The organism is Massilia psychrophila (assembly GCF_002760665.1).
In the GTDB taxonomy this organism is placed as follows: Bacteria; Pseudomonadota; Gammaproteobacteria; order Burkholderiales; family Burkholderiaceae_D; genus JAFCUW01.
This window is the reverse complement of record NZ_PDOB01000019.1, coordinates 1-20,085: the sequence shown is the minus strand read 5'-3', so window position 1 is coordinate 20,085 and position 20,085 is coordinate 1. Positions and strand designations below refer to the sequence as shown.

Here is a 20,085-nt window from a genome sequence, read left to right as displayed (position 1 = left end):
ATGACGGAGTCTTATTGTGCGGACGGAAAATCTTACGCGGCGCGCTGCTGTTTGTTCATGGCGAGCAGCTGCTCTTTTTCCGCGCGGAATTTCCCGACCGCCGCTTCCTTCACATGCCCAAACCCGCGCACCTGCTCCGGCAAATTCGCCAGTTCGACCGCGTTGGCGACATTGTCCGCGTTCAGGCCGGCCAGCAAATTTTCGATCATGGTGCGGTATTCGACGATCAGCGCGCGTTCCATCTTACGCTCTTCGCTGTAGCCGAAGACATCGAACGCGCCGCCGCGCAGGCCCTTGAATTTGGCCAGCAGCTGGAACGCACGCCACATCCACGAGCCGAATTCGGCTTTAACGAGATGACCCTTGCCGTCTTTCTTGGCCAGCAGCGGCGGCGCCAGGTTGAGCTTGAGCGAGAAGTTGCCTTCAAATTGTGACTTCAATTGTTCGATAAAGCGACCGTCGGTGTACAGGCGCGCCACTTCGTATTCGTCCTTGTAGGCCATCAGCTTGAAATAATATTTGGCGACCGCGGTCGAGAGCCTGGTGCCCAGGCCCTGGGCCGTTTCCGTCGCGCGCACCTGCGCCACCAAGGTTGCATAGCGCTCGGCGTAGGCGGCGTCCTGGTAGGCGGTCAAGGCTTTGACGCGCTGCTTGATGACGTTGTCCAGGCTTTGCGGCATCTGCATGACGATCGCCTGCGCCGGCGTAGCGATGTTTTCGACGCGCTGCATGTCGACTGCGGCGCGGCGGCCCCACAGGAAGCTTTTCTTGTTCGAGGCGATCGCCACGCCATTGAGTTCGATCGCGCGCAGCAGCGACGCTTCGGTCAACGGAATGCGGCCCTTCTGCCAGGCGTAGCCGAGCATGAACAGGTTGGCGGCGATCGAGTCGCCCATTAGTGCGGTGGCCAGTTTGGTGGCGTCGATGAAGTCGCAGCTGTCAAGGGCCGGCGCGCCGACCGATTCGCCGATCAGGGCGCGCACTTGCGCCGCCGGATATTGCCAGTCGGCGTCCTGGGTGAACGTGCCGGGCGGCTGCTCGTGCAGGTTGATGACGGCCATGGTGCGGCCCGGGCGCATTTTCGAGATGGCGTCGTGGGCGCCGGCGGTGAGCATGTCGCAGCCCAAAACCAGGTCGGCTTCGCCGGTGGCGATGCGCTGGGCCAGCAGGTGGGCGGGCGAACGCGCAATCTTGACGTGCGAGGTGACCGAACCGTTTTTCTGCGACATGCCGGTCATGTCGAGCACCGAGGCGCCCTTCGCCTCGAGGTGGGCGGCCATGCCCACCAGGGCGCCGACGGTGATCACGCCGGTGCCGCCGATGCCGTTGATGAGGATGTTATAGGGCGCATCGAGGTTTGGCAGCACGGGCTCGGGCAGGGCGCCGAAACCGTCGTTCACGTTATCTTTCGTGACCCCGGTTTTTGACTTTTTCAGGGTGCCGCCTTCGACCGTGACGAAGCTTGGGCAAAAGCCTTTGACGCACGAATAGTCCTTGTTGCAGGACGACTGGTCGATGGTGCGCTTGCGGCCAAATTCGGTTTCCTTCGGCAGGATCGAGGTGCAGTTCGACTGCACGCCGCAGTCGCCGCAGCCTTCGCACACCGCTTCGTTGATGACCATGCGTTTGGCCGGGTCGGGGAAGTCGCCTTTTTTGCGGCGGCGGCGCTTTTCGGCCGCGCACGTCTGGTCGTAGATCAGCACCGATACGCCTTCGATCTCGCGCAGTTCGCGCTGGACGGCATCCATTTCCTTGCGGTCGTGCAGGCTGACGATCGCCGGCAGGTGCGAGCGGTCGGTATAGCGCGACAGATCTTCGGTTACCAGCGCGATGCGCTTGACGCCTTCGGCCGCCATTTGCTGGGCGATCATCGGCACCGAGGTCTGGCCGTCGACCGGCTGGCCGCCGGTCATCGCCACCGCGTCGTTGTAGAGGATCTTGTACGTCATGTTGACGTTGGCGGCAACGGTGGCGCGAATGGCCAGGTAGCCGGAGTGGAAGTAGGTGCCGTCGCCAAGGTTCTGGAACACGTGCGGCACTGTCGAAAATGCCGACTGGCCGATCCACGGCGCGCCTTCGCCGCCCATGTGGGTGGTCAGCTTGTTCATGCCAGGGTAGATCGCGGTGGCCATCACGTGACAGCCGATACCGGCCAGCGCAAAGCTGCCGTCGGGGACCTTGGTCGAGGTGTTGTGCGGGCAGCCGGAGCAGTAGAAAGCCGGGCGGAACGGCGTGTCGACGGCTTTCTTGAGCACCGCATCCTTGGCGTCGAGGAAGGCCAGGCGCACGCGGATCAATTCGCAGGTTTTCTCGTCGGTGACCAGCCGTGCAATGCGGCCGGCGATGACGCGCGCCACTTGCGACACCGAAAAATCGGCCTTCGAGGTCAGCAGCCATTCGCCGCGCGGCGCCACCCATTCGCCCTTGTCGTCGAACTTGCCGATGATGTGGGGACGGACGTCGTCGCGCCAGTTGTAGAGCTGTTCCTTGAGCTGGTATTCGACCATCTGGCGCTTCTCTTCGACCACCAGGATTTCTTCCAGGCCCTGGGCGAATTCGCGCACGCTGTCCGGTTCCAGCGGCCATGGCATGGCGACCTTGAACAGGCGCAGGCCCACTTGCGCCGCCATCGCTTCGTCGATGCCGAGCGCTTCGAGCGCTTCGAGGACGTCGAGGTAAGACTTGCCGGAGGCGATGATGCCGAGCCTGGCGTCGGGGCTGCTGATCGTAGTATGGTTGAGCTTGTTTTCGCGCGCATATGCCAGCGCGGCGTAGATCTTGTAGTCCTGCATCAGCGCTTCTTGCTTGCGCGCCTGCATGCCAAGCGGGTCGGACGACAGCCGCGCGTTCAGGCCGCCCTCGGGCATGACGAAGTCCGGCGGGATTTTCACTTGCACGCGGTGCGGGTCGGCGTCGACCGAGGCGCTCGACTCGACCGTGTCGGCTAACGCCTTGAAGGCGACGGTGCAGCCGGAAAAGCGCGACATGGCCCAGCCGTGCACGCCGAGGTCGAGGTATTCCTGAACGTTACATGGATATAACAGCGGCACCATGCAAGCCGAGAAGATATGGTCGGACTGGTGCGGCAAGGTCGACGAGTAGGCGCCATGGTCGTCACCGGCCACCAGCAGCACGCCGCCGTGGCGGCTGGTGCCGGCATGGTTCATGTGCTTGAAGATGTCGCCGCAGCGGTCGACGCCGGGCCCCTTGCCGTACCACATGGCGAACACGCCGTCGTATTTGGCCGGGCCGATCAGGTCGACGGTCTGGGTGCCCCACACGGCGGTGGCGGCGAGGTCTTCGTTGACGCCGGGGACGAATTTGACGTGGTGGGCGTCGAGGTGGCCCTTGGCTTTCCACAGCGTTTCATCGAGGCCGCCGAGGGGCGAGCCGCGGTAGCCGGAAATGAAGCCGGCAGTGTTCAGGCCCGCCGCTTCGTCGCGCTCGCGCTGGATCATCGGCAAGCGCACCAGCGCCTGGATGCCCGACAGGAAAATATTGCCTGACTTGGCAGTGTACTTGTCGTCGAGGCTGACGGTGGCAAGCCGGTTTGAAAGGTCCTGCTCGCTGGCATGCGCGCGCGCCGTGGTGTCTGGCATGGTGAGGCTCCAAAATGGTGATCGGAATAGTGCCCGCCGCCATGCATGCCGGGTAGGCGCGTGGGTGGCAGGTCAGCGTGTCGCGGTTTGCGACAGCCAGCTATTTTACTCTGGCCGAGCGCGCTTGCGGCCGTGTAGCAATGCTATTATTGTAAATTTGCAAATTTTCTTCTTAAAACATTATTCCCCAATGGCAACTAAATCGGTATACTTGGACGGTGCCGCGCCAGCGTGCGCTTTGCCACTTAGGCGGACCCTTCAATGTTAAAAAAAATTGACGCATCGCAGTTAAAAGTGGGCATGTACATCCATGACCTCAGCTGTGACTGGATGACCCATCCGTTCGTGCGCAACCGCTTCGTGCTCAGATGCGAGTCGGAGATCGGCAAGATCCGCGACGCCGGCATCCACGACGTGGTGATCGACAGCGCGCGCGGGCTCGACGTGCGCGACGCGCCGACGGTGGACGAGGCGCGGGCGCGGACCGAGGCCGAGCTGACGGTGATCGCCGCCAAACCGGTGCTCGTCACCCGCGTGTCGCTGGGCGAGGAGCTGCGGCGGGCGGCGGCGATCCGGCACCAGGCCGCCGGGCTGGTGCGCACTGTGATGCAGGACGCGCGGCTCGGCAAGGCGATCGAGCTCGACCAGGTCTCGCCGATGGTCGAGAGCATCACCGAATCGATCCTGCGCAATCCCGGCGCATTGACGAGCCTGTTGCGCGTCAAGACCGCCGACGACTACACCTTTCTACATTCGGTCAGCGTGTGCACCTTGCTGGTGGCGTTCTGCCGGGCACGCGGGCTCGGGGCCGAGACGACTTACCAGGCCGGGCTGGGCGGGCTGCTGCACGACACCGGCAAGGCGCTGGTGCCCAACAAGGTCCTAAACAAGCCGGGCGCGCTGACGGAACAAGAATTTGCCATCGTCCGGCGCCATCCGCGCGATGGTTACGACATCCTGGTCAAAACGCCCGGGATCGGCCCGATCCCGCTTGACATCACCTTACACCACCACGAGCGGCGCGACGGCAGCGGTTATCCGGACAAGCAGGGTGAGGGCGCGATCAGCGAACTGGCGCAGATGGCGGCGATCGTCGACGTCTACGACGCCATCACCGCCGACCGCTGCTATCACAAAGGGATATCGGCGGCCGAAGCGCTGCGCAAGATTTACGAGTGGAGCAAATTCCACTTCAATCCGCAATATGTGCAGGAGTTCATGCGCTGCGTCGGTATTTATCCGGTCGGCACCATGGTCATGCTCGGCTCCGGACGGCTGGCAGTGGTCATTGAGCCGCATCCGACCAACCTGCTGGCGCCGAAGGTCAACGTGTTTTTTAACACCAAGACCAATGTGTACATCCAGCCGCAAACGGTGGATTTGTCGCGCGCCGTCGGTTTTGGCGGTGGCGACAAGATCGTTAGCCACGAAGCGCCCGCCAAGTGGAAAGTCGATCCGATGAGGTTTATCAGCCTGGTTTGAAAAACCCGGATTTGCTTAGAAAAACTCCGCCGTGTCGTTCGACGCCACCGTTGCCAGCAGACCGCTACTAACCAGTTCGTCATAGTGGCAGGTCTGGTTGCGTCCGTGCGACTTGGCGTAGTACAGCGCCTGGTCGGCGTGCCCGAGGATCGCCACCGGCGCATCGCTGACGCAGATGCTGACGAAGCCGACACTGACGGTGACATTGCCCACTTGCGGGAAGTCATACTTAGCGACGTTGCTGCGGAAGCGCTCGATGATGCGGCGCGCGTTGTCCAGACTGGTCGAGCGCAACAGTACGACAAACTCCTCGCCGCCGAAGCGGAACACGCGGTCCTGCGCGCGAAAAGACGATTGCAGCAGGTTGGCGATGAGGATCAGCACTTCGTCGCCGTACAGGTGGCCGAACTTGTCATTGACCAGCTTGAAATGGTCGACGTCGATCACCGCCAGCCATTGCTTTTCGGTGGAAACCGGGTGCCGCCGCTCTTGCGCCAGCGGCATGTCCGCGTGTGATGCGGCTTGCAGCATCTTGGCGAGCTGGTCGTCGAAGGTCTTGCGGTTGAGCAAGCCGGTAAGCGAATCGCGTTCGCTGTAGTCGAGCAGATTCTGGAAGTTGCGGTAGACGCTGACGATGCCTTTGATGACGTGCAAGGTGTCGCTGCTGAACGGGATCGGATGGACGATCTCGAGGCAGGTGTCGGCCTTGTCGCCGATCCAGATCGGCAGCCATAGCGTGCGTGCGCCGTCGGCGCCGATGCGCTCGGCAAGCGTGTCGTGCCGCGCCAGGCATGCTTTCAATTCGGAACAGACGAGAATCGGCGCGCTGGCGCCGTGGTGGTCTGAATGCGCTTCCATGCGCGCCGGGCTGCCGCTGTTAATGATCGCGCGCGAACGGATGAACTGCTGACCGCGCACGGTGGCGATGCTGAACACGCGCGTCTGCGCAGCGCCGGCCAATTCCTGCACCGCTGAAATCACCGAAATATCGAGCATCGTGTGATCGCGGTGGCCGGTCATGTCCACCATGTGTTTCAGAAGGGAATCCATGTCGTCTCAGGAAGAGTGATCGAATCAGCAAAGGCATGCAGGATAGTTTGTTTTTGGGCTGTAGGCAACATATCGTACTGACGGAAATCTTTTTTCTGGCCGGGTCGACATGCCGGCCTTGTGCGCCACGACATCGCGCCGCCAAAACCGGCACCGGAGACGCGCTGGCGCAACACACAATACACCGTTGATAATGCCGAAAAGAAAGCTTGCGTGTAATCAACTCACACATTGGAATCAAACCTTATAGTGATTTCACTGGCGCAGGTAGTGAAGGACAGAAAAATTTAGTTTTCCACGAAAAGTAAGTTGAGGTCAGTTAATTCGCCAGGTTTGTTTTTTCAACCATCACACGGAGTTAATCATGAGCAAAATCGCATCCGCAGTCAAAGCCTTCATCGCTGACGAAAACGGTGTTACCGCAATCGAATATGGTCTGATCGCCGCTCTGGTGGGCGTCGCCATCGCGGGCGCCGTGGGGTTCTTGGGTGACCAGCTCAATACCACCTTTAACACAGTGCGAACCGCGATGTCCCCTGCCTAACAGCCGTTGAGCTTTCCGGATGGGGCCCCGTCCGGATAGCATTTCCCTTGAAAGTGACATCATGCCAATTCCTCTCTGTCTCGACTTGCTGCTGATGTTGATGGTTGTATTAGCCGCCACGAACGACCTGCTGTCGCGGCGCATTCCGAATACCCTGCTGTTGGCCGGTATGCTCGGAGCCGTGACCCTCCATTTATTCTCGAATTTCCCTGCCGACAGCCTGCTGCGCGCCCTTGCCGGCGCCGCCACCGGCTTGCTGGTGTTCCTGCCGCTGTACTGCGTGCGCGGCATGGCCGCCGGCGACGTCAAATTGATGGCCGCCACCGGTTTTTTCATTACGCCGATGGAGGTATTGCAGTTGGCCGTTCTGTCGGTTTGCGCTGGCGGCGTGATGGCGTTGGTCGTGGTGGTGGCCCAGGGCCGCTTGGGCACCGCCACCGCCAACGTCAGCCATCTGCTGCGATCGATCTGGATGCGGCTGGCCGGCGTGCCATTAGCGCCCGAGCCGATGCCGGCGCCCAGTGTCGGCTCGATCCCCTACGGACTTGCCATCGCCAGCGGCACTTTACTATTGCTGGTGCAGCGCCACGGCTGAAGGACGACCGGTTCATCCTTGCTGTAAGTCAAAAAGAATAAATGCCTGATGGATACAATCGACTCAATGATTTCTGGAAATATCCGGCGTCAAAAAAAGTCAAACCTGAAGGAGCATTCCATGCTTGAGGCAGCACCAACCATCGCCGCGGAGTCGCATCTCGCGCCTGCCCGCGCCGCGCCGCCCGAGCCAGACGTCACCGCAATTGTCCCGCCGCAACCGAAGTCGATCCGCGAAACCGGACTTGACCGGCAGCTAGTGCTGGCGCTGCTGGCCAAGGCGATTCACGCACTGGGCAAGGCACACCTGCCGGTATTGGCCGGCAAGCTGCGTCTGTCCATGAGCGTGCTGCGCGAGGCGCTTCAGCTGATGCTCAGCGAGCAACTGGTGGAAGTGGCCTGGCGCGGCGAAACGGACATTGATGTTCAATATAATTTGACCGACGCCGGCAAGGCGCATGCGGCGGCCTGCTTGGCGCAGTGCCGCTACATCGGCCCGGCGCCGGTGACGCTCGATGCCTTTCGGGCCGTGCTGGCGCGCGACTCGGTGCGCCGTGCCGATGGCGGCCACATCAGCCCGGCCGAACTTGGCGCCGCGCTGGCCGACGACGGCATCGACGGCAGCCTGCGCGACCAGCTTGGCGCAGCGCTGCATTCCGGTCGCGCGATGCTGCTGCATGGCCCGTCCGGCAGCGGCAAGTCGGCACTGGCGCGCAAGCTAGGGCGGCTGTTGCAAGGTGTTGTCGTGGTGCCGCACGCGATTTTGGTCGACCAGCAGATTGTCCAGTTTTACGACCCGCTGCTGCATCAGGCCCCGCCGCCGCCGCAAGCGCGCCAGTTCGACGAGCGCCGCAACGACATGCGCTGGGCGGTGTGCCAGCGCCCGGTGGTGCAGGTGGGCGCCGAACTGACGCGCGAGATGCTCGACTTCCGCTTTGACGCGGCCAACGGTATCTATCACGCGCCGCCGCATTTCCAGGCCAGCGGCGGCTTGCTTGTCGTCGACGATCTTGGCCGCCAGCGGGTGCCTGCGGCCGAATTGCTGAACCGCTTCATCGGCCCGCTCGACTACGGCACCGACGTGCTGACTTTGCAGGGCGGGCATGCCGAGACTGTGCCGTTCGACGTTACTCTGGTATTTGCTACCAACCTGGCGCCGCAGGCGGTGCTCGACGAGCCGCTGCTGCGCCGGATCGGCTACAAGATCCATCTTGGCCCGATGAGCGAGGCAGGCTACCGCGCGCTGCTGCGCCGCCAGTGCGTCGTACTGCGGGTGCCGTACGACGAAGACGCCGCCGACTACCTGCTGCACCATCTGCACGCTCCAGCGGCGCGGCCGCTGCTGGCGAGCTACCCGCGCGAGCTGCTTGGCCGGGTGGTCGATTTTGCCAGCTTCGCCGGAACCCCGCCGCGCCTGACGGTTCCCGCGCTGGAGCAGGCCTGGGGCAGCATGTTTGCATGCAGCGCGCCAGTAATTGCCCAGCCCCGTGCGGCCGCGCCGGCCCATGCCATGGTCCTGTTTGGAGAGAGATAATGAAAAACAAACGTGCAATCATGGTGATGGCGGTCGCCATCGTGTTCGGACTTGCTGCCGTTTTGCTGGCCTCGCGGCTGCTACGCCAGTCTGCCGCCTCGGTCGACCGCATTGTCGTCGCTGCCAGCGACGTCAACCTTGGCCAGCGCATCACGCCGGACATGCTCAAGCTGTCTGACTGGCCGATCGGTAACAAGCCGCCCGGCACGGCCGGCGATCCAAAGACGATCGTTGGACGGGTGCTCAAGAGCAGCATCCAGGTTGGCGATCCGGTTACCGAAGCGAAGCTGGCGCCAATGGGCGCTTCGGGCGGGCTGTCGGCCGTGATCACTGAAGGCAAGCGCGCCATCACGGTGCGCGTCAACGACGTTATCGGGGTGGCCGGGTTTGCCCTGCCTGGTAATTATGTCGACGTCATCGTCAGCACCCAGCTAGAGATACTGTCGGGCGACCGTGGCGGCCAGCCGAAGAATATCGCGAAAATCGTGCTCGAACGCATCTTGGTCCTGGCCGTAGCCCAGGAAGTCAGCCGCGACGACACCAAGCCACGCGTGGTCAACGCCGTCACCCTGGAAGTGACGCCAGCGCAGGCCGAAAACCTCGATCTGGCCAGGAGCGTGGGCACCTTGTCGCTGGCACTGCGTAACCAGGTCGATCCGCTCGACGCCAAGACCGACGGCGCGACCAAGCGCACGCTGCTCAATGAAGCCGAGGAGCCGCCGCCAAAGCCAGTGTTAGCGGTTGCCAAGCCGGCGCCGGCCAAGCCGATGTTGCAAAAGGCAGCGCTGGTCAAGCGCGACTGCGTCGGGGTGCTGAACGGCGTAATTATGTCGCAAGAGTGTTTTTGATTTTCAATCGTCTCTTTCTTCAGGATGAACGCAATGGACAGATGCGTCAGACAGCAACGGTTGATCCGCACCCGCCGCGTGCTCGGTAGCGTCACCCTCGCGGTAACGGCCGGCATGGCCTTTGCCGCCGCGCCGGCCAAGAATTCCGCGCCCGCTACGCCGCCGGTGGCACTGCGCGGCGAAGTCGGTCCGCAGTGCAGCGGCGAGGGCGCCAGGCCCGGCAATCTTAGCCTACAACTTGGCAAGTCGGCGATGATGCGCCTGCCCGAGCCGCTGCGTCACCGCAGCGTCGGCAATCCGGGCGTCGTGCAGGCAATGCTGGTCGCGCCCGACACCTTGTATATCGCCGGCATTGATGTTGGCAGCACCAACATGATTATCCAGGGGAAAAGTGGCGCCTGCAGCATCGTTGACATCGTTGTCACGATGGACGCCAGCGCGTTCCAGGCCAGTCTGGCGGCGCTGCTGCCGGACGAGAAAGACATCCACGTGATGGCCGCCGCCGATTCGCTGGTGCTGACCGGGACGGTGGCCGACGCCTCAACCGCGGCGCGCGCCGGCGAATTGGCCGCTGCGTTTGTCCGGCGGCCGCTGCAGCCGCTCAACGCCGTCGGCAAGACCGAGGCATCGACGCCTGCAGGCGCCGCCGCCGCCGCCATGCCGGGTGGTGGGCAAGCCAGCGCGGTGCGGGTGATCAATATGCTCAACGTAAGCGCGCCGCAGCAGGTGATGCTCGAGGTCAAGATCGCCGAGGTGTCGAAAACCCTGCTTGAAAAGCTTGAAGCGGGCGCGACGCTGAAGTACGCGTCGGGGAGCTGGGCTACCACCTTGCTGTCGAATTTCCTGACCGGCAGTGCCGGTGGCTTGTTCGACGCCCGCAAGTCGAACGGTAACCAGTTCACGCTCGAAGCGCAGAAGCAGGATGGCCTGGTGCGTATCCTGGCAGAGCCGAACGTGATGGCGATCAGCGGCCAGGAAGGGTCGTTCCTGGCAGGCGGCAAGATCTTCATTCCGGTGGCGCAGGATAATAACAAGGTCACGCTCGAAGAAAAGGAATTTGGCGTCGGCCTGCGTTTTACCCCGACCGTGCTGGCCGGCGGTCGCATCAACCTGCGCGTCGCGCCCGAGGTGTCGGAATTGTCGCGCGAAGGCGTCGGTTTCACCGCGGCCGGCCTGCCGGGCACCGCAATTCTGCCGCTGATCACCAGCCGGCGCGCCAGCACCACGGTCCAGCTGTACGACGGCCAGAGTTTCGCTATCGGTGGGCTGATCAAAAATAATATGAGCGCCAGCCTGAAGGGCCTGCCGCTGCTGGGCGAGGTGCCAATCCTCGGCGCGCTGTTTCGCAGCGCCGATTACCAGCAGGACCGCACCGAGCTGGTGTTCGTGATCACCGCCCACCTGGTCAAGCCGCTGCCGCCGAACTACACGCTGCCGACCGATGGCGTGGTGCCGCCGAGCCGCGCCGAACTGTTGCTGGGCGGCCGGCTTGAAGGCCGCGCCGCGTCCACCCGCGCTGCTGCGCCGGCGGCGTTGTCGTCCGACAGCGCGCGCGGCTTTGAACTCAAATAAGGAGGTTTTGTGACTTCATCGCTTCGGATTCGCCTTTTGATCGTCGCCGCACTGGCGCTGCTGCTGCAGGGCTGCGCCACCACCACTTCTCAAAACGACGCCCTTTTCGGCCAGTCGGTGCGGGCCACGCTCGCCTCTCAGGTGGCCAATCCGGCCGCCGCGCGCAACACCACGCCGGTGAACGGCATCGATGGCCGCGCGGCGCGCGCGGCGCTGCAGCGCTACGAACACTCGTTCGGCAAGACCGATGCAGCGCCTGCCGCTGCCACTTTCGTCCCGATGGGCGTTGCCGGCCCTAACTGACCGCGGCGCGGCGCAGCGATGGCGTAGCCGCGCGCCGACGGCCGGCGGCTTGTACTTTAGGAAGAAACAGCCAGCGTTCGCATACAAGGAATAGCGATGAAAGCCTTACTGATTAGCCGCGACAGCCAGCTTCACGCGGAAATCGCGTCCCAGGGCGCCGCGCGCATGCCGCCATTGAGCATCGCCACCCGCGCCAGCCTGCCTGACGCGCTCGATCGCCTGCCGCCCGAACCGCCGGCGCTGGTCATTATCGACGCATCTTACAGCGAGGCGACCGACGCTGACTTGCTCGACCGCCTCGGCAAGCACTATGCAGCTGCCAGTTTTATCCTGCTGACAGGGGCCGTGCAACAGCAAGACCTCTTGATCCGCGCCATGCGCGCCGGCGTGCGCGAGGTGTTGCAGCTGCCGCTGGTGCACCTCGCGTTCCATGAGGCGCTTGACCGAATCGCCACCAGCGCCGGTATCGTGCCGCTGCGCGATGGCAAGGTACTCGCCTTCATTGCATGCAAGGGCGGTAGCGGCGCCACCTTCATATCGACCAATTTCGGTTACGCGCTGGCGACGCTGGCCGACAAGAAGGTCATGCTGATCGACCTGCACGGCCAGTTCGGCGACGCCGCGCTGTACGTGTCGGACTTGAAGCCGGCGATGACGCTGTCCGACGTCTGCAGCCAGATCGCCCGCGTCGATGGCCCGTTCCTTGAATCGTGCCTGGTGCACGTGGCGCCCGGCTTCGGCGTGCTGGCCGCCGCCGACGATCCGGGCAACGCCGGCAACCTCAAGCCGGAGCAGATGGACACCTTGCTGCGGGTGGCGCGCCAGCATTATGACTACATCGTCCTCGACGTCGGCCGCCAGATCGACGCCATGTCGCTGCGTGCGCTCGACAACGCCGATGCAATCTACCCGATCTTGCAACTGGCGCTGCCAGACATCCGGGACGCCCGCCGCCTGCTCGACATTTTCCGTTCGCTCGGCTATCCACTCGAAAACACCCGGCTGATCGTCAACCGTTACGAAAAGGGTGGCAAGCTGCGGTTGCGGCTGCAGGACCTGCAGTCGGCGCTTGGCGCCGAGGTGTTGCACACGATCCCGAACGACTACATGGCAGTGACCGATTCGGTCAACCAGGGCGTGCCGGTGCTGCAGCTGTCGCGCTCGTCGGCAGTGGCGCGCAGTTTGGCCGAACTGGTCGAACTGCTGACGGCGCGCCGGGTGCCGGAAAGCAAAGGCCTGTTCGACCGCATCTTCGGCCGCGGCGACAGCGATGTGTAAGCAGAACGCAAAACGGAGTTCAACATGACCTTACGTGAACGGCTGGCGGTCGTCGACGATGCGCTGGCGCCATCGCTGGAGCTGCCTGAAGTGGCCAACCAGGCCTACCAGGAGCTCAAGAAGAGCATGCACCAGATGATCCTCGACCGGATCGACCTGGAGCGCCTTAAACGCCTTACGGCCGAACAGTTCAAGCACGAGCTGGCGCTGCTGATCCAGCGCATCATCGAGGAAGAGCGTATCGTCCTCAACCAGAGCGAACGGCACAACCTGGTACTCGACATCCAGCACGAGATGCTTGGCTTCGGCCCGCTCGAGACCTTGCTGGCCGATCCGACCGTGTCGGACATTTTGGTCAACACCTACGCCAAGGTGTATGTCGAGCGGCGCGGCAAGCTCGAGCTGACCGACGTGACGTTCCACGACAACGCACACCTGATGAAGATCATCGAAAAAATCGTTTCGCGGGTCGGGCGCCGGGTCGACGAGTCGAGCCCGATGGTTGACGCCCGCCTGCCCGATGGCTCGCGGGTGAACGCGATTATTCCGCCGCTGGCGGTGGATGGGCCGATCCTGTCGATCCGCCGTTTCGCCGTCAATCCGCTCACCGTGGATAATCTGCTCGCCTACAAGAGCTTGACGCCGCCGATGGTGCAGGTGCTGCAGGCGCTCGGCTTGGCCAAGATTAATATCCTGATCTCGGGCGGCACCGGCAGCGGCAAGACCACCTTGCTCAACCTGCTGTCGGGCTTCATTCCGGCCAACGAGAGGATCGTCACGATCGAGGACGCGGCCGAGCTGCAGATGCGCCAGCCGCACGTAGTGCGCCTCGAGACGCGCCCGCCCAACATTGAAGGCAAGGGCGAAGTGACCCAGAGGGCACTGGTACGCAACGCGCTGCGCATGCGGCCCGACCGCATCATCCTCGGCGAGGTGCGCGGTGCCGAGGCAATGGACATGCTGCAGGCGATGAACACCGGCCACGAGGGCTCGCTGGCGACAATCCACTCGAACACCCCGCGCGACGCGTTGGCGCGGCTGGAAAACATGGTCGGCATGGCTGGCGCAAACCTGACGCCACGCGCTACGCGCCAGCAGATCTGCTCGGCCGTTACAGTAGTGCTGCAAGTGACGCGGCTGACCGACGGCGCGCGCAAGCTGGTGAGCCTGCAGGAGATCACCGGCATGGAAGGGGACGTCATCGCGATGCAGGAAATCTTCCGCTTCGAGCAGACCGGCGTGAATGCCGATGGCAAGGTGCTCGGCTATTTCTGCGCCACCGGCGTGCGGCCGCGCTTTGCGGAGCGGCTGCGCCTGTTCGGCGCGGCGGTGGCCGAAACCGCGTTCGATCCGGACCGCACCTTCGAATAGCCGGCGCCGGCGGCAGCACTGAATTGGGGGCAACATGGATGGGATCTATTACGGGTTTGCGGTATTGCTATTCGCCGCCACTATCTTGACGATCGAGGCCGCCTACCTGTGGTGGGCCGACAACCACGGCGGTGGCGCCCAGCGCATCGCGCGCCGTCTGCGCATGATGTCGGACGGCCCGCGCGGCGGCGCCGAGCGGATTTCGATCCTCAAGCAACGCCGCTACAGCAAGAGCGAGATGCTTGACCAGCTGCTGCACCGCCTGCCGCCTGCGCGCCGGATCGATGGCCTGCTGCAGCAAGCCGGCGTCAAATGGTCGGTCGCGCAGTTCGGCGCCTGGACCGCCGCCTTGTTGTGCGCCAGCCTGGGGCTGGGGATGATCTGGCCGGTGCCACTGCTGGTTCGCTGCGTCATCGCCATCGCGTTCATGAGCATCCCGTACAGTTTGCTGCGCCACGCGCGCGCCCTGCGCCTGCAGAAGATCGAGATCCAGTTACCCGAGGCTGCCGATTTCCTGGCCCGCGCGATGCGTGCCGGTCACTCGTTTACCAACGTACTGCAGATGGTCGGCACCGAACTGCCGGAGCCGCTGGCGGGCGAGTTCCGCACCGCGCACGAGGAAATCAACTACGGCGTGCCGATGCATGAGGCGCTGTCGAACCTGGCCACGCGCATCCCGCTGACCGACCTGCGCTACCTGGTGATCGCGGTACTGATCCAGCGCGAGGCGGGCGGTAACCTGGCCGAGATCCTTGGCAACATCAGCCACATCATCCGCGAGCGCCTGAAACTGGTGGCCCAGGTGCGCGTTCTGTCGGCCGAGGGGCGCATGTCGGCCTGGGTGCTGGGCCTGCTGCCATTTGCCGTGATGCTGGGTATGACACTAAGCAGCCCGGCATATATCCGCGTGTTGTGGACCGACCCGATCGGCATGCGCCTGCTGTGGTATGGCGCCGGCATGATTCTCATTGGCGTCCTGTGGTTGCGCAAGTTGATCCGTATTCGAATCTGAGGAGACGCCATGAGCGCCGAACATCTGATATTTTTGCTGATAGTGTTTACGATCGTCGCCGCGCTGGCCGGGCTGGCGATGGCGATGTTCTCGCCGCGCACGATCCGCGAACGGCTCGATGTCTTCCTCGGCAAGGCCGAGGTCAGCCAGCTCGAGACTGGCGGCTGGATCGAACGCGTGGCCAAGGTCGCGCAGCCGTTCACCAAGCTGTCGCTGCCCGAGGAGGGTTGGGCGAAATCGGCCCTGCGCACGCTGTTCATGAATGCCGGCTGGCGCACGCCGGCCGCGCCGACCCTGTACTTCGCCTCGAAGACCTTGCTCGCGCTGGGCCTCCCGGCAGCCGTCGCCCTCGGCCTGGCGATCACTGGCAAGCACCCGCCCGGCAAGCAATTCATGCTGATGCTGTTCGCCTGCGCCGCATTCGGCTATTACGTGCCGAACATGGTGCTGGTGCGCATTGCCCGGCGCCGCCGGCGCGAAATTTTCGAAACCATTCCCGACGCACTCGACCTGCTGACGGTGTGCGTCGAAGCCGGCCTCAGCCTTGAACGCTCGCTGATCAAGGTGGCCGGAGAAATTCACATTAAGAGCATGGTGCTGGCGCAGGAACTGCAGTTGGTGCTGATGGAAATGCGCGCCGGCTTCACCAAGGAAAAGGCGCTGCGCAATTTCGCCCTGCGCAGCGGCGTCGAAGACGTCGACACCCTGGTGGCGATGTTGATCCAGTCCGAGCGCTTCGGCACCAGCATGGGCGCGTCGCTGCGGGTGCATTCGGACAACCTGCGCACCAAGCGCCGCATGGCGGCGGAGGAAACAGCGGCCAAGATCGCACTCAAGCTGATGTTCCCGCTGATTTTCTGCATCTTCCCCACCGTGCTGATGGTGCTGATCGGACCGGCGGTAATCCAGATTTTACGTACCCTGATGCCGGCCATGGCCGGCTCCCACTAACTACGCCGCCAGGAGACTGCCATGCGTCCTACCGTGAAGTATCTGTCCTCCGCCTGCGCCGGTGCGCTGCTGTTTGCCTGCGCCGACATCGGGCCGCGCGGCGCGCTGCCGGCGCAGCCCGCACAACTGGCCGGTTCGCCTGACGACGCCTACGTGCTGGGACGCCAGCAGCACCTGGCCAACCGTTATCCGGCGGCGATTGCGTCCTACCAGGCCGCACTGCGGCTCGACCCGCGCCACGTCAACGCCACCAACGGCCTGGCTACGCTATACGCGGAGCAAGGCAATTTTCCGACAGCGATCGCACTATGGCGTGCGCTGACCGACCCGTCCACCGCGCCGTCGGGCCCGGGCGCCGCCTTCCTCTACAGTAATTTAGGCTACGCCCACCTGCTCAACGGCGACTACCAGCAGGCCGTTGCCGCCCTCGAGCGCGCCTGCGTGCTCGACCCGCTCAATTACCGCGCCTGGCGCCACCTTGGCAGCTCTCTTGAGAAGCTCGGCCAGACCGAGCGCGCGCAACTGATGTTCAAACAAGCCAGCACGCTCAAGCAGCACGACTTCAAGGCCGACTATGCGCTGGTCAAGCGCGGCGGGGCGGCCCCGGTTGCCGATGGCGTTGCCGCCGCCACTGTCACCACCGCTGCCGCCGACAGCTGGGCCGCCACCGAAGTGCGCCAGAGCGCCAATGGGATGTTCGAACTGCGCCGCACGCCACCGCCTGCCGCCGTGGCAGCTAAACCGGTGCCGGTCGCCGCGGTCATGTCGGCGCCTGCCGTAGCCGCGGTGGAGCAGAACAAACCGGAACCGGCCTTGGCGGTCGCAGTGTCGGCCGCCGCCGCCGCCGCTGGCGACGAAATCACCTGGCTCGAAATTCGCAACGGCAATGGCATCACCGGCATGGCCCGTTCGCTGGCGCGCAAGATGGGTGACACCAGCTTGCGCGTGGTACGGCTGTCGAACGAGAAGGGTTTTAACGTCGAGCGCACCCGGATTGAATACCAGGCCGGATTTCGCGAAGCTGCTACCCGGCTGGCTGAGCGTTTTGGTCACGCCGACGTTACCGAAGTGGCGAGCTGCAACAACGCCGACATGCGGCTGGTGATCGGACGCGACCTGGTGCGCAGCAAGGCCGAAGCACGGCTCCTTATCAAGGCGGCGCTGGCCAGGGCCGCCAGGGCCGGGTGATTGACATGGCGCTCATCTTGCTCAACCCCTCATTCCCTCATCGCTTCAGTCCCTCGGCCTATTGCCAGCTTATGCCGCCCAGGCCGCTCGCGGTCGACTTGCGATTGGCCGGCTTGCCAAACACCGTCGCCGAGCCGAGTCCATTTAACGACAACGTGGCGTTGGTTTTCGCATAGACCGTCGCGCTCCCCAAGCCCGTCATGCTGAGCTCAACCGTGTCGGCCCGCAACCCGCCAGCCTCCAGGCTGCCAACCCCACCGAGCCGCGCGCGCAACAGCTTGCTGTGGCCATTGATGTCGATCCTGCCGGCCCCGCGCAGGTTCAGTTCAATGCGCTCGGTGTCGCCGGAGTTCAGCGTCATGCTGCCGACCCCACCCAGGCTGGCGTCGATGACGCGGTAGCGGCCGGTCAGCACGACGCTGCCGGCGCCATCGAGCGCCAGCCGGATTTGTTCTCCCGAAAAGCCGCTGATTGCCGTCGTGCCCACGCCCTGCGACACCACTTCACTCAGGTTCGGCAAGGTCAGCTCGGCGCGCAATTGTTCCGTTTTGTTGTTGCCGCCGAAATGAATATGGCGGTTGTTCTCGATATCGATCCGCAACGTGTCGCCCTGCTGCGTCGTGACCACCTTCGGCACATAACGCTGGTCGCCGGCGATCACCAGCGACGCCGTTGGCCCTTGCTTCAGGCGCAAGTCGATGATGCCGCCCAGCGTCACCTTCAGCACCCGCGCATCGATCTGGCGTGTCTGGCTGATTTGCTGGGCCAGCGCGGCGCCCGTAGTTGCCGACAGCGTCGCCACCATGAGTGCAGTACCGATCAGTTTGTGCATTTTTCTTCTCCGCGAAGGTGGCGATCAAGTGCCGAGCTGCGCTTTTTGCGCAGCCTTCAGGCGCTTGCCGGTGATCGTCACCACCGTCATCGGCACTGCCGGTTCAAGGTGCAGGACGGCGGGCGAAGCGGCGCGATGGCGCTGGAGCGCCGCGGCATTGACCAGGCTGGTCGCCGAGGCCAGTGCAAGGGCGGCAATAAAGATGATTTCCATGTTTTTTGCGATGTTCACGTTGGGCTCCTAAGGGCTAAAGTTCGTTTGGTTGAGTGAACTATAGCGACAGGCCCAACGCAGCCCCAGCGGATTGCGACAGACTGCACATTCGCCGTCATGGAGTGCAAAAAACGGCCAGGAGGGCTGCAATAGCGGGCGCTATGACAAGGACTGGCGCAAGCGGCAAGCCCAGACGCGCGGCCGGGGAGGGAATCGCTGCGCGCCTGACGTGCTACTGAATTCGAGCTCTTGCTGCTTAACTGCGGTTCGGATTATTCGGCCGCGCGTCGTCACGGTAAAGTTCTCCAAGTGAAGATTTCTGAATCGTAAATGTGCAATTCATGCGTGCGCTTGCAACATATACATTGCGCCACAAAGGCCGGTGTGTATCGACGCCGTCCCGGGGAGAAGCGTTATCGCGCGCGAACACGGCACTAGCGATGCCTGCCGCCCCATCCGCGGTGATGGCCGTGGTGACCATGGTGGCCGCGATAGCCGCCGTGCGACCGATACCACAAGCCGAGGGAAACGGGCGGGCCGACGTAATACGGCACGCCGGAATAAAACGGCGTGCCGTACGGGTATGGGTCAGCATAGCCGGGGTAGCCCGGGTTATAAACAGCGCATCCACCCAGCGCCGATGCGACAACCAGCGAAAAAATCAGGCGTTTCGCCGCGCCTTTCGAATGCGTGTTCATGGCTGCTGACTCGATAAAATGGGATTGAATAAACGTTAGACTGTGGCAGGTTTTTTTCAGTTCGGAAAAATGACACCATGCGCCTGCTGGCACATGAATATGGCATTTCGACGGCCCGTATCGGCCAGGTCGCGGACGAGCGCCAATGATCGCGTGACTTGGCCGCGAAGATCAGAGGCCGGACTTGGCCAATCTGGACAAGTCGACACGGGACGGCAAGCTGGACGCGAAAAGCAAGATTACCGAAAATTTGGTCGTCGACGTCAATGCGCGGATCCAGACCGACCCCATCCTGCGGCACCAGGCCGACATTGCCCGTGCGCGTAGGCTTGGGCGAATTGTTACGCGCACCTGATGCCAGCAGTAGCAATAAATTGAGTGAGGTGTAAAGCAGGGTAATCGCCTTGCCAAGCCAGGTCGAGGTGATGAAAAAACTGTCCGATACGCTGAGGACCTTGTTCGCCTTGGAGCGCGAAAAATTTGGCATGGATCACGAGACGACCGAGGGTGGCGACGCCATCGAGTCGGTCATCAAACGCGTGATGTCAAAGCATAGCGCTGATAAGGTTTGATCCCCCGCGATTACTGCGCCGGTCGTAATCCCCTGGTGTCACACTAGTGGCCCGTCGACCGCAGCTCGTCCCCCTACATAAATTGAGGGTATGGACATCGTCTGAAAATGGACCTCTTCGACCCGTTCGTGGCAATGGGCGGCTGGCCTGGCCGGTAGAAGAGATTCGTCGCGCGCTTCGAGCTTAGGTCGCAAGGTGGAGCGCATACGACGTACCGATCATGCGCTGATCGTTGATCGTACAGAAGTGGGGTTCCCACAAATTGGCTGGGCTTCGCGCCGGTGACACCTGGCTCGTTGGCGGCGCCTGTTGTCACCGGCTACAACGAGGAAATCAGTTTTGCCCCGCAAGCGGTAACGTCGTTGTGATACGCGTACGGTCTTCCCTTATGCTTGGCACCGTTGCCATCCGGTTTGATCGGAAAGTTTCCTTTGCATTTTGGAC

At 63.1% G+C, this 20,085-nt stretch carries 20 protein-coding genes; 14 read left to right on the top strand and 6 right to left on the bottom strand.

Annotation, left to right across the window (positions count from 1 at the left end; genetic code table 11):
• Positions 1 to 32 precede the first annotated feature (32 nt).
• Complete coding sequence (locus tag CR103_RS12890) at positions 33 to 3,599, bottom strand: indolepyruvate ferredoxin oxidoreductase family protein (protein WP_099916391.1); 3,567 nt, start codon at positions 3,597 to 3,599, stop codon at positions 33 to 35.
• A 261-nt stretch (positions 3,600 to 3,860) separates the two neighbouring features.
• Here CR103_RS12890 and CR103_RS12885 point away from each other — a divergent pair, with 261 nt between their 5' ends.
• Positions 3,861 to 5,081: an HD-GYP domain-containing protein gene (locus CR103_RS12885; protein WP_099916390.1), complete on the top strand. Its 1,221-nt coding sequence runs from the start codon at positions 3,861 to 3,863 to the stop codon at positions 5,079 to 5,081.
• 15 nt (positions 5,082 to 5,096) lie between these two features.
• Here the strand turns inward: CR103_RS12885 and CR103_RS12880 are convergent, their stop codons facing one another.
• Both CR103_RS12880 and CR103_RS22715 read right to left on the bottom strand, forming a co-directional pair.
• Positions 5,097 to 6,131: a GGDEF domain-containing protein gene (locus tag CR103_RS12880; protein ID WP_099916389.1), complete on the bottom strand. Its 1,035-nt coding sequence runs from the start codon at positions 6,129 to 6,131 to the stop codon at positions 5,097 to 5,099.
• Positions 6,116 to 6,307 carry a hypothetical protein gene (locus CR103_RS22715; RefSeq protein WP_180279378.1) on the bottom strand — a complete coding sequence of 64 codons (192 nt, stop codon included), beginning with the start codon at positions 6,305 to 6,307 and terminating at the stop codon, positions 6,116 to 6,118. Before CR103_RS22715 ends, CR103_RS12880 begins: the two co-directional genes overlap by 16 nt.
• A 188-nt stretch (positions 6,308 to 6,495) precedes the next feature.
• Between CR103_RS22715 and CR103_RS12875 the strand changes: the two genes are divergently transcribed.
• The 11 genes from CR103_RS12875 to CR103_RS12825 all read left to right on the top strand — a co-directional run bounded on the left by CR103_RS12875 (position 6,496) and on the right by CR103_RS12825 (position 17,326).
• Positions 6,496 to 6,675, top strand: a complete 180-nt coding sequence (locus CR103_RS12875; protein WP_099916388.1) for a Flp family type IVb pilin — start codon at positions 6,496 to 6,498, stop codon at positions 6,673 to 6,675.
• A gap of 61 nt (positions 6,676 to 6,736) precedes the next feature.
• Positions 6,737 to 7,270, top strand: coding sequence for an A24 family peptidase (locus CR103_RS12870; protein WP_099916387.1), 534 nt, complete (start codon positions 6,737 to 6,739; stop codon positions 7,268 to 7,270).
• Positions 7,271 to 7,390: 120 nt separating this feature from the next.
• Entirely contained in the window at positions 7,391 to 8,803 is a 1,413-nt protein-coding gene (locus tag CR103_RS12865) for a DUF8689 domain-containing protein (RefSeq protein ID WP_099916386.1), read from the top strand.
• A complete protein-coding gene (gene cpaB / locus CR103_RS12860) occupies positions 8,803 to 9,651 on the top strand; it encodes a Flp pilus assembly protein CpaB (protein WP_099916385.1) in 849 nt (282 codons plus the stop codon). The genes CR103_RS12865 and cpaB overlap by 1 nt, the downstream gene beginning before the upstream one ends.
• 33 nt (positions 9,652 to 9,684) lie before the next feature.
• Positions 9,685 to 11,223: a type II and III secretion system protein family protein gene (locus CR103_RS12855; RefSeq protein WP_180279377.1), complete on the top strand. Its 1,539-nt coding sequence runs from the start codon at positions 9,685 to 9,687 to the stop codon at positions 11,221 to 11,223.
• 9 nt (positions 11,224 to 11,232) lie between these two features.
• Complete coding sequence (locus CR103_RS12850; protein ID WP_229443043.1) at positions 11,233 to 11,526, top strand: hypothetical protein; 294 nt, start codon at positions 11,233 to 11,235, stop codon at positions 11,524 to 11,526.
• Positions 11,527 to 11,622: 96 nt separating this feature from the next.
• On the top strand, positions 11,623 to 12,804 hold the full coding sequence (locus CR103_RS12845) for a CpaE/TadZ family protein (protein WP_099916383.1): 1,182 nt from the start codon (positions 11,623 to 11,625) through the stop codon (positions 12,802 to 12,804).
• Positions 12,805 to 12,828: 24 nt separating this feature from the next.
• Positions 12,829 to 14,175 (top strand): TadA family conjugal transfer-associated ATPase, encoded by a 1,347-nt coding sequence (locus CR103_RS12840; protein WP_099916382.1) that lies wholly within the window; start codon positions 12,829 to 12,831, stop codon positions 14,173 to 14,175.
• Positions 14,176 to 14,209: 34 nt separating this feature from the next.
• On the top strand, positions 14,210 to 15,187 hold the full coding sequence (locus CR103_RS12835; protein ID WP_099916381.1) for a type II secretion system F family protein: 978 nt from the start codon (positions 14,210 to 14,212) through the stop codon (positions 15,185 to 15,187).
• 9 nt (positions 15,188 to 15,196) lie between these two features.
• On the top strand, positions 15,197 to 16,138 hold the full coding sequence (locus tag CR103_RS12830; RefSeq protein WP_099916380.1) for a type II secretion system F family protein: 942 nt from the start codon (positions 15,197 to 15,199) through the stop codon (positions 16,136 to 16,138).
• Positions 16,139 to 16,159: 21 nt separating this feature from the next.
• Positions 16,160 to 17,326, top strand: a complete 1,167-nt coding sequence (locus CR103_RS12825) for a LytR C-terminal domain-containing protein (protein ID WP_099916379.1) — start codon at positions 16,160 to 16,162, stop codon at positions 17,324 to 17,326.
• A 58-nt stretch (positions 17,327 to 17,384) separates the two neighbouring features.
• Here the strand turns inward: CR103_RS12825 and CR103_RS12820 are convergent, their stop codons facing one another.
• From CR103_RS12820 to CR103_RS12810, 3 genes are all read right to left on the bottom strand, one after another.
• The gene (locus tag CR103_RS12820) at positions 17,385 to 18,158 is read right to left on the bottom strand and encodes a GIN domain-containing protein (protein ID WP_099916378.1); all 774 of its coding nucleotides are present in this window, start codon (positions 18,156 to 18,158) and stop codon (positions 17,385 to 17,387) included.
• 24 nt (positions 18,159 to 18,182) lie between these two features.
• The gene (locus tag CR103_RS12815) at positions 18,183 to 18,389 is read right to left on the bottom strand and encodes a hypothetical protein (protein ID WP_099916377.1); all 207 of its coding nucleotides are present in this window, start codon (positions 18,387 to 18,389) and stop codon (positions 18,183 to 18,185) included.
• A gap of 416 nt (positions 18,390 to 18,805) precedes the next feature.
• Complete coding sequence (locus CR103_RS12810) at positions 18,806 to 19,069, bottom strand: hypothetical protein (protein ID WP_099916376.1); 264 nt, start codon at positions 19,067 to 19,069, stop codon at positions 18,806 to 18,808.
• A 184-nt stretch (positions 19,070 to 19,253) separates the two neighbouring features.
• Here CR103_RS12810 and CR103_RS22710 point away from each other — a divergent pair, with 184 nt between their 5' ends.
• Positions 19,254 to 19,424, top strand: coding sequence for a hypothetical protein (locus CR103_RS22710; RefSeq protein WP_180279376.1), 171 nt, complete (start codon positions 19,254 to 19,256; stop codon positions 19,422 to 19,424).
• Positions 19,425 to 19,494: 70 nt separating this feature from the next.
• Complete coding sequence (locus CR103_RS22705; RefSeq protein ID WP_180279375.1) at positions 19,495 to 19,641, top strand: hypothetical protein; 147 nt, start codon at positions 19,495 to 19,497, stop codon at positions 19,639 to 19,641.
• The last annotated feature ends 444 nt before the right edge of the window (positions 19,642 to 20,085 follow it).

Coding starts and splice junctions, on each gene's coding strand:
- CR103_RS12875 (WP_099916388.1), top strand. CDS start 6,496: ATGAGCAAAATCGCATCCGCAGTCAAAGCCTTCATCGCTGACGAAAAC.
- CR103_RS12865 (WP_099916386.1), top strand. CDS start 7,391: ATGCTTGAGGCAGCACCAACCATCGCCGCGGAGTCGCATCTCGCGCCT.
- CR103_RS12845 (WP_099916383.1), top strand. CDS start 11,623: ATGAAAGCCTTACTGATTAGCCGCGACAGCCAGCTTCACGCGGAAATC.
- CR103_RS12835 (WP_099916381.1), top strand. CDS start 14,210: ATGGATGGGATCTATTACGGGTTTGCGGTATTGCTATTCGCCGCCACT.
- CR103_RS12820 (WP_099916378.1), bottom strand. CDS start 18,158: ATGCACAAACTGATCGGTACTGCACTCATGGTGGCGACGCTGTCGGCA.
- CR103_RS12870 (WP_099916387.1), top strand. CDS start 6,737: ATGCCAATTCCTCTCTGTCTCGACTTGCTGCTGATGTTGATGGTTGTA.
- CR103_RS12825 (WP_099916379.1), top strand. CDS start 16,160: ATGCGTCCTACCGTGAAGTATCTGTCCTCCGCCTGCGCCGGTGCGCTG.
- CR103_RS12890 (WP_099916391.1), bottom strand. CDS start 3,599: ATGCCAGACACCACGGCGCGCGCGCATGCCAGCGAGCAGGACCTTTCA.
- CR103_RS12880 (WP_099916389.1), bottom strand. CDS start 6,131: ATGGATTCCCTTCTGAAACACATGGTGGACATGACCGGCCACCGCGAT.
- CR103_RS22705 (WP_180279375.1), top strand. CDS start 19,495: ATGAAAAAACTGTCCGATACGCTGAGGACCTTGTTCGCCTTGGAGCGC.
- CR103_RS12885 (WP_099916390.1), top strand. CDS start 3,861: ATGTTAAAAAAAATTGACGCATCGCAGTTAAAAGTGGGCATGTACATC.
- CR103_RS12810 (WP_099916376.1), bottom strand. CDS start 19,069: ATGAACACGCATTCGAAAGGCGCGGCGAAACGCCTGATTTTTTCGCTG.
- CR103_RS12830 (WP_099916380.1), top strand. CDS start 15,197: ATGAGCGCCGAACATCTGATATTTTTGCTGATAGTGTTTACGATCGTC.
- CR103_RS12855 (WP_180279377.1), top strand. CDS start 9,685: ATGGACAGATGCGTCAGACAGCAACGGTTGATCCGCACCCGCCGCGTG.
- CR103_RS12840 (WP_099916382.1), top strand. CDS start 12,829: ATGACCTTACGTGAACGGCTGGCGGTCGTCGACGATGCGCTGGCGCCA.
- cpaB (WP_099916385.1), top strand. CDS start 8,803: ATGAAAAACAAACGTGCAATCATGGTGATGGCGGTCGCCATCGTGTTC.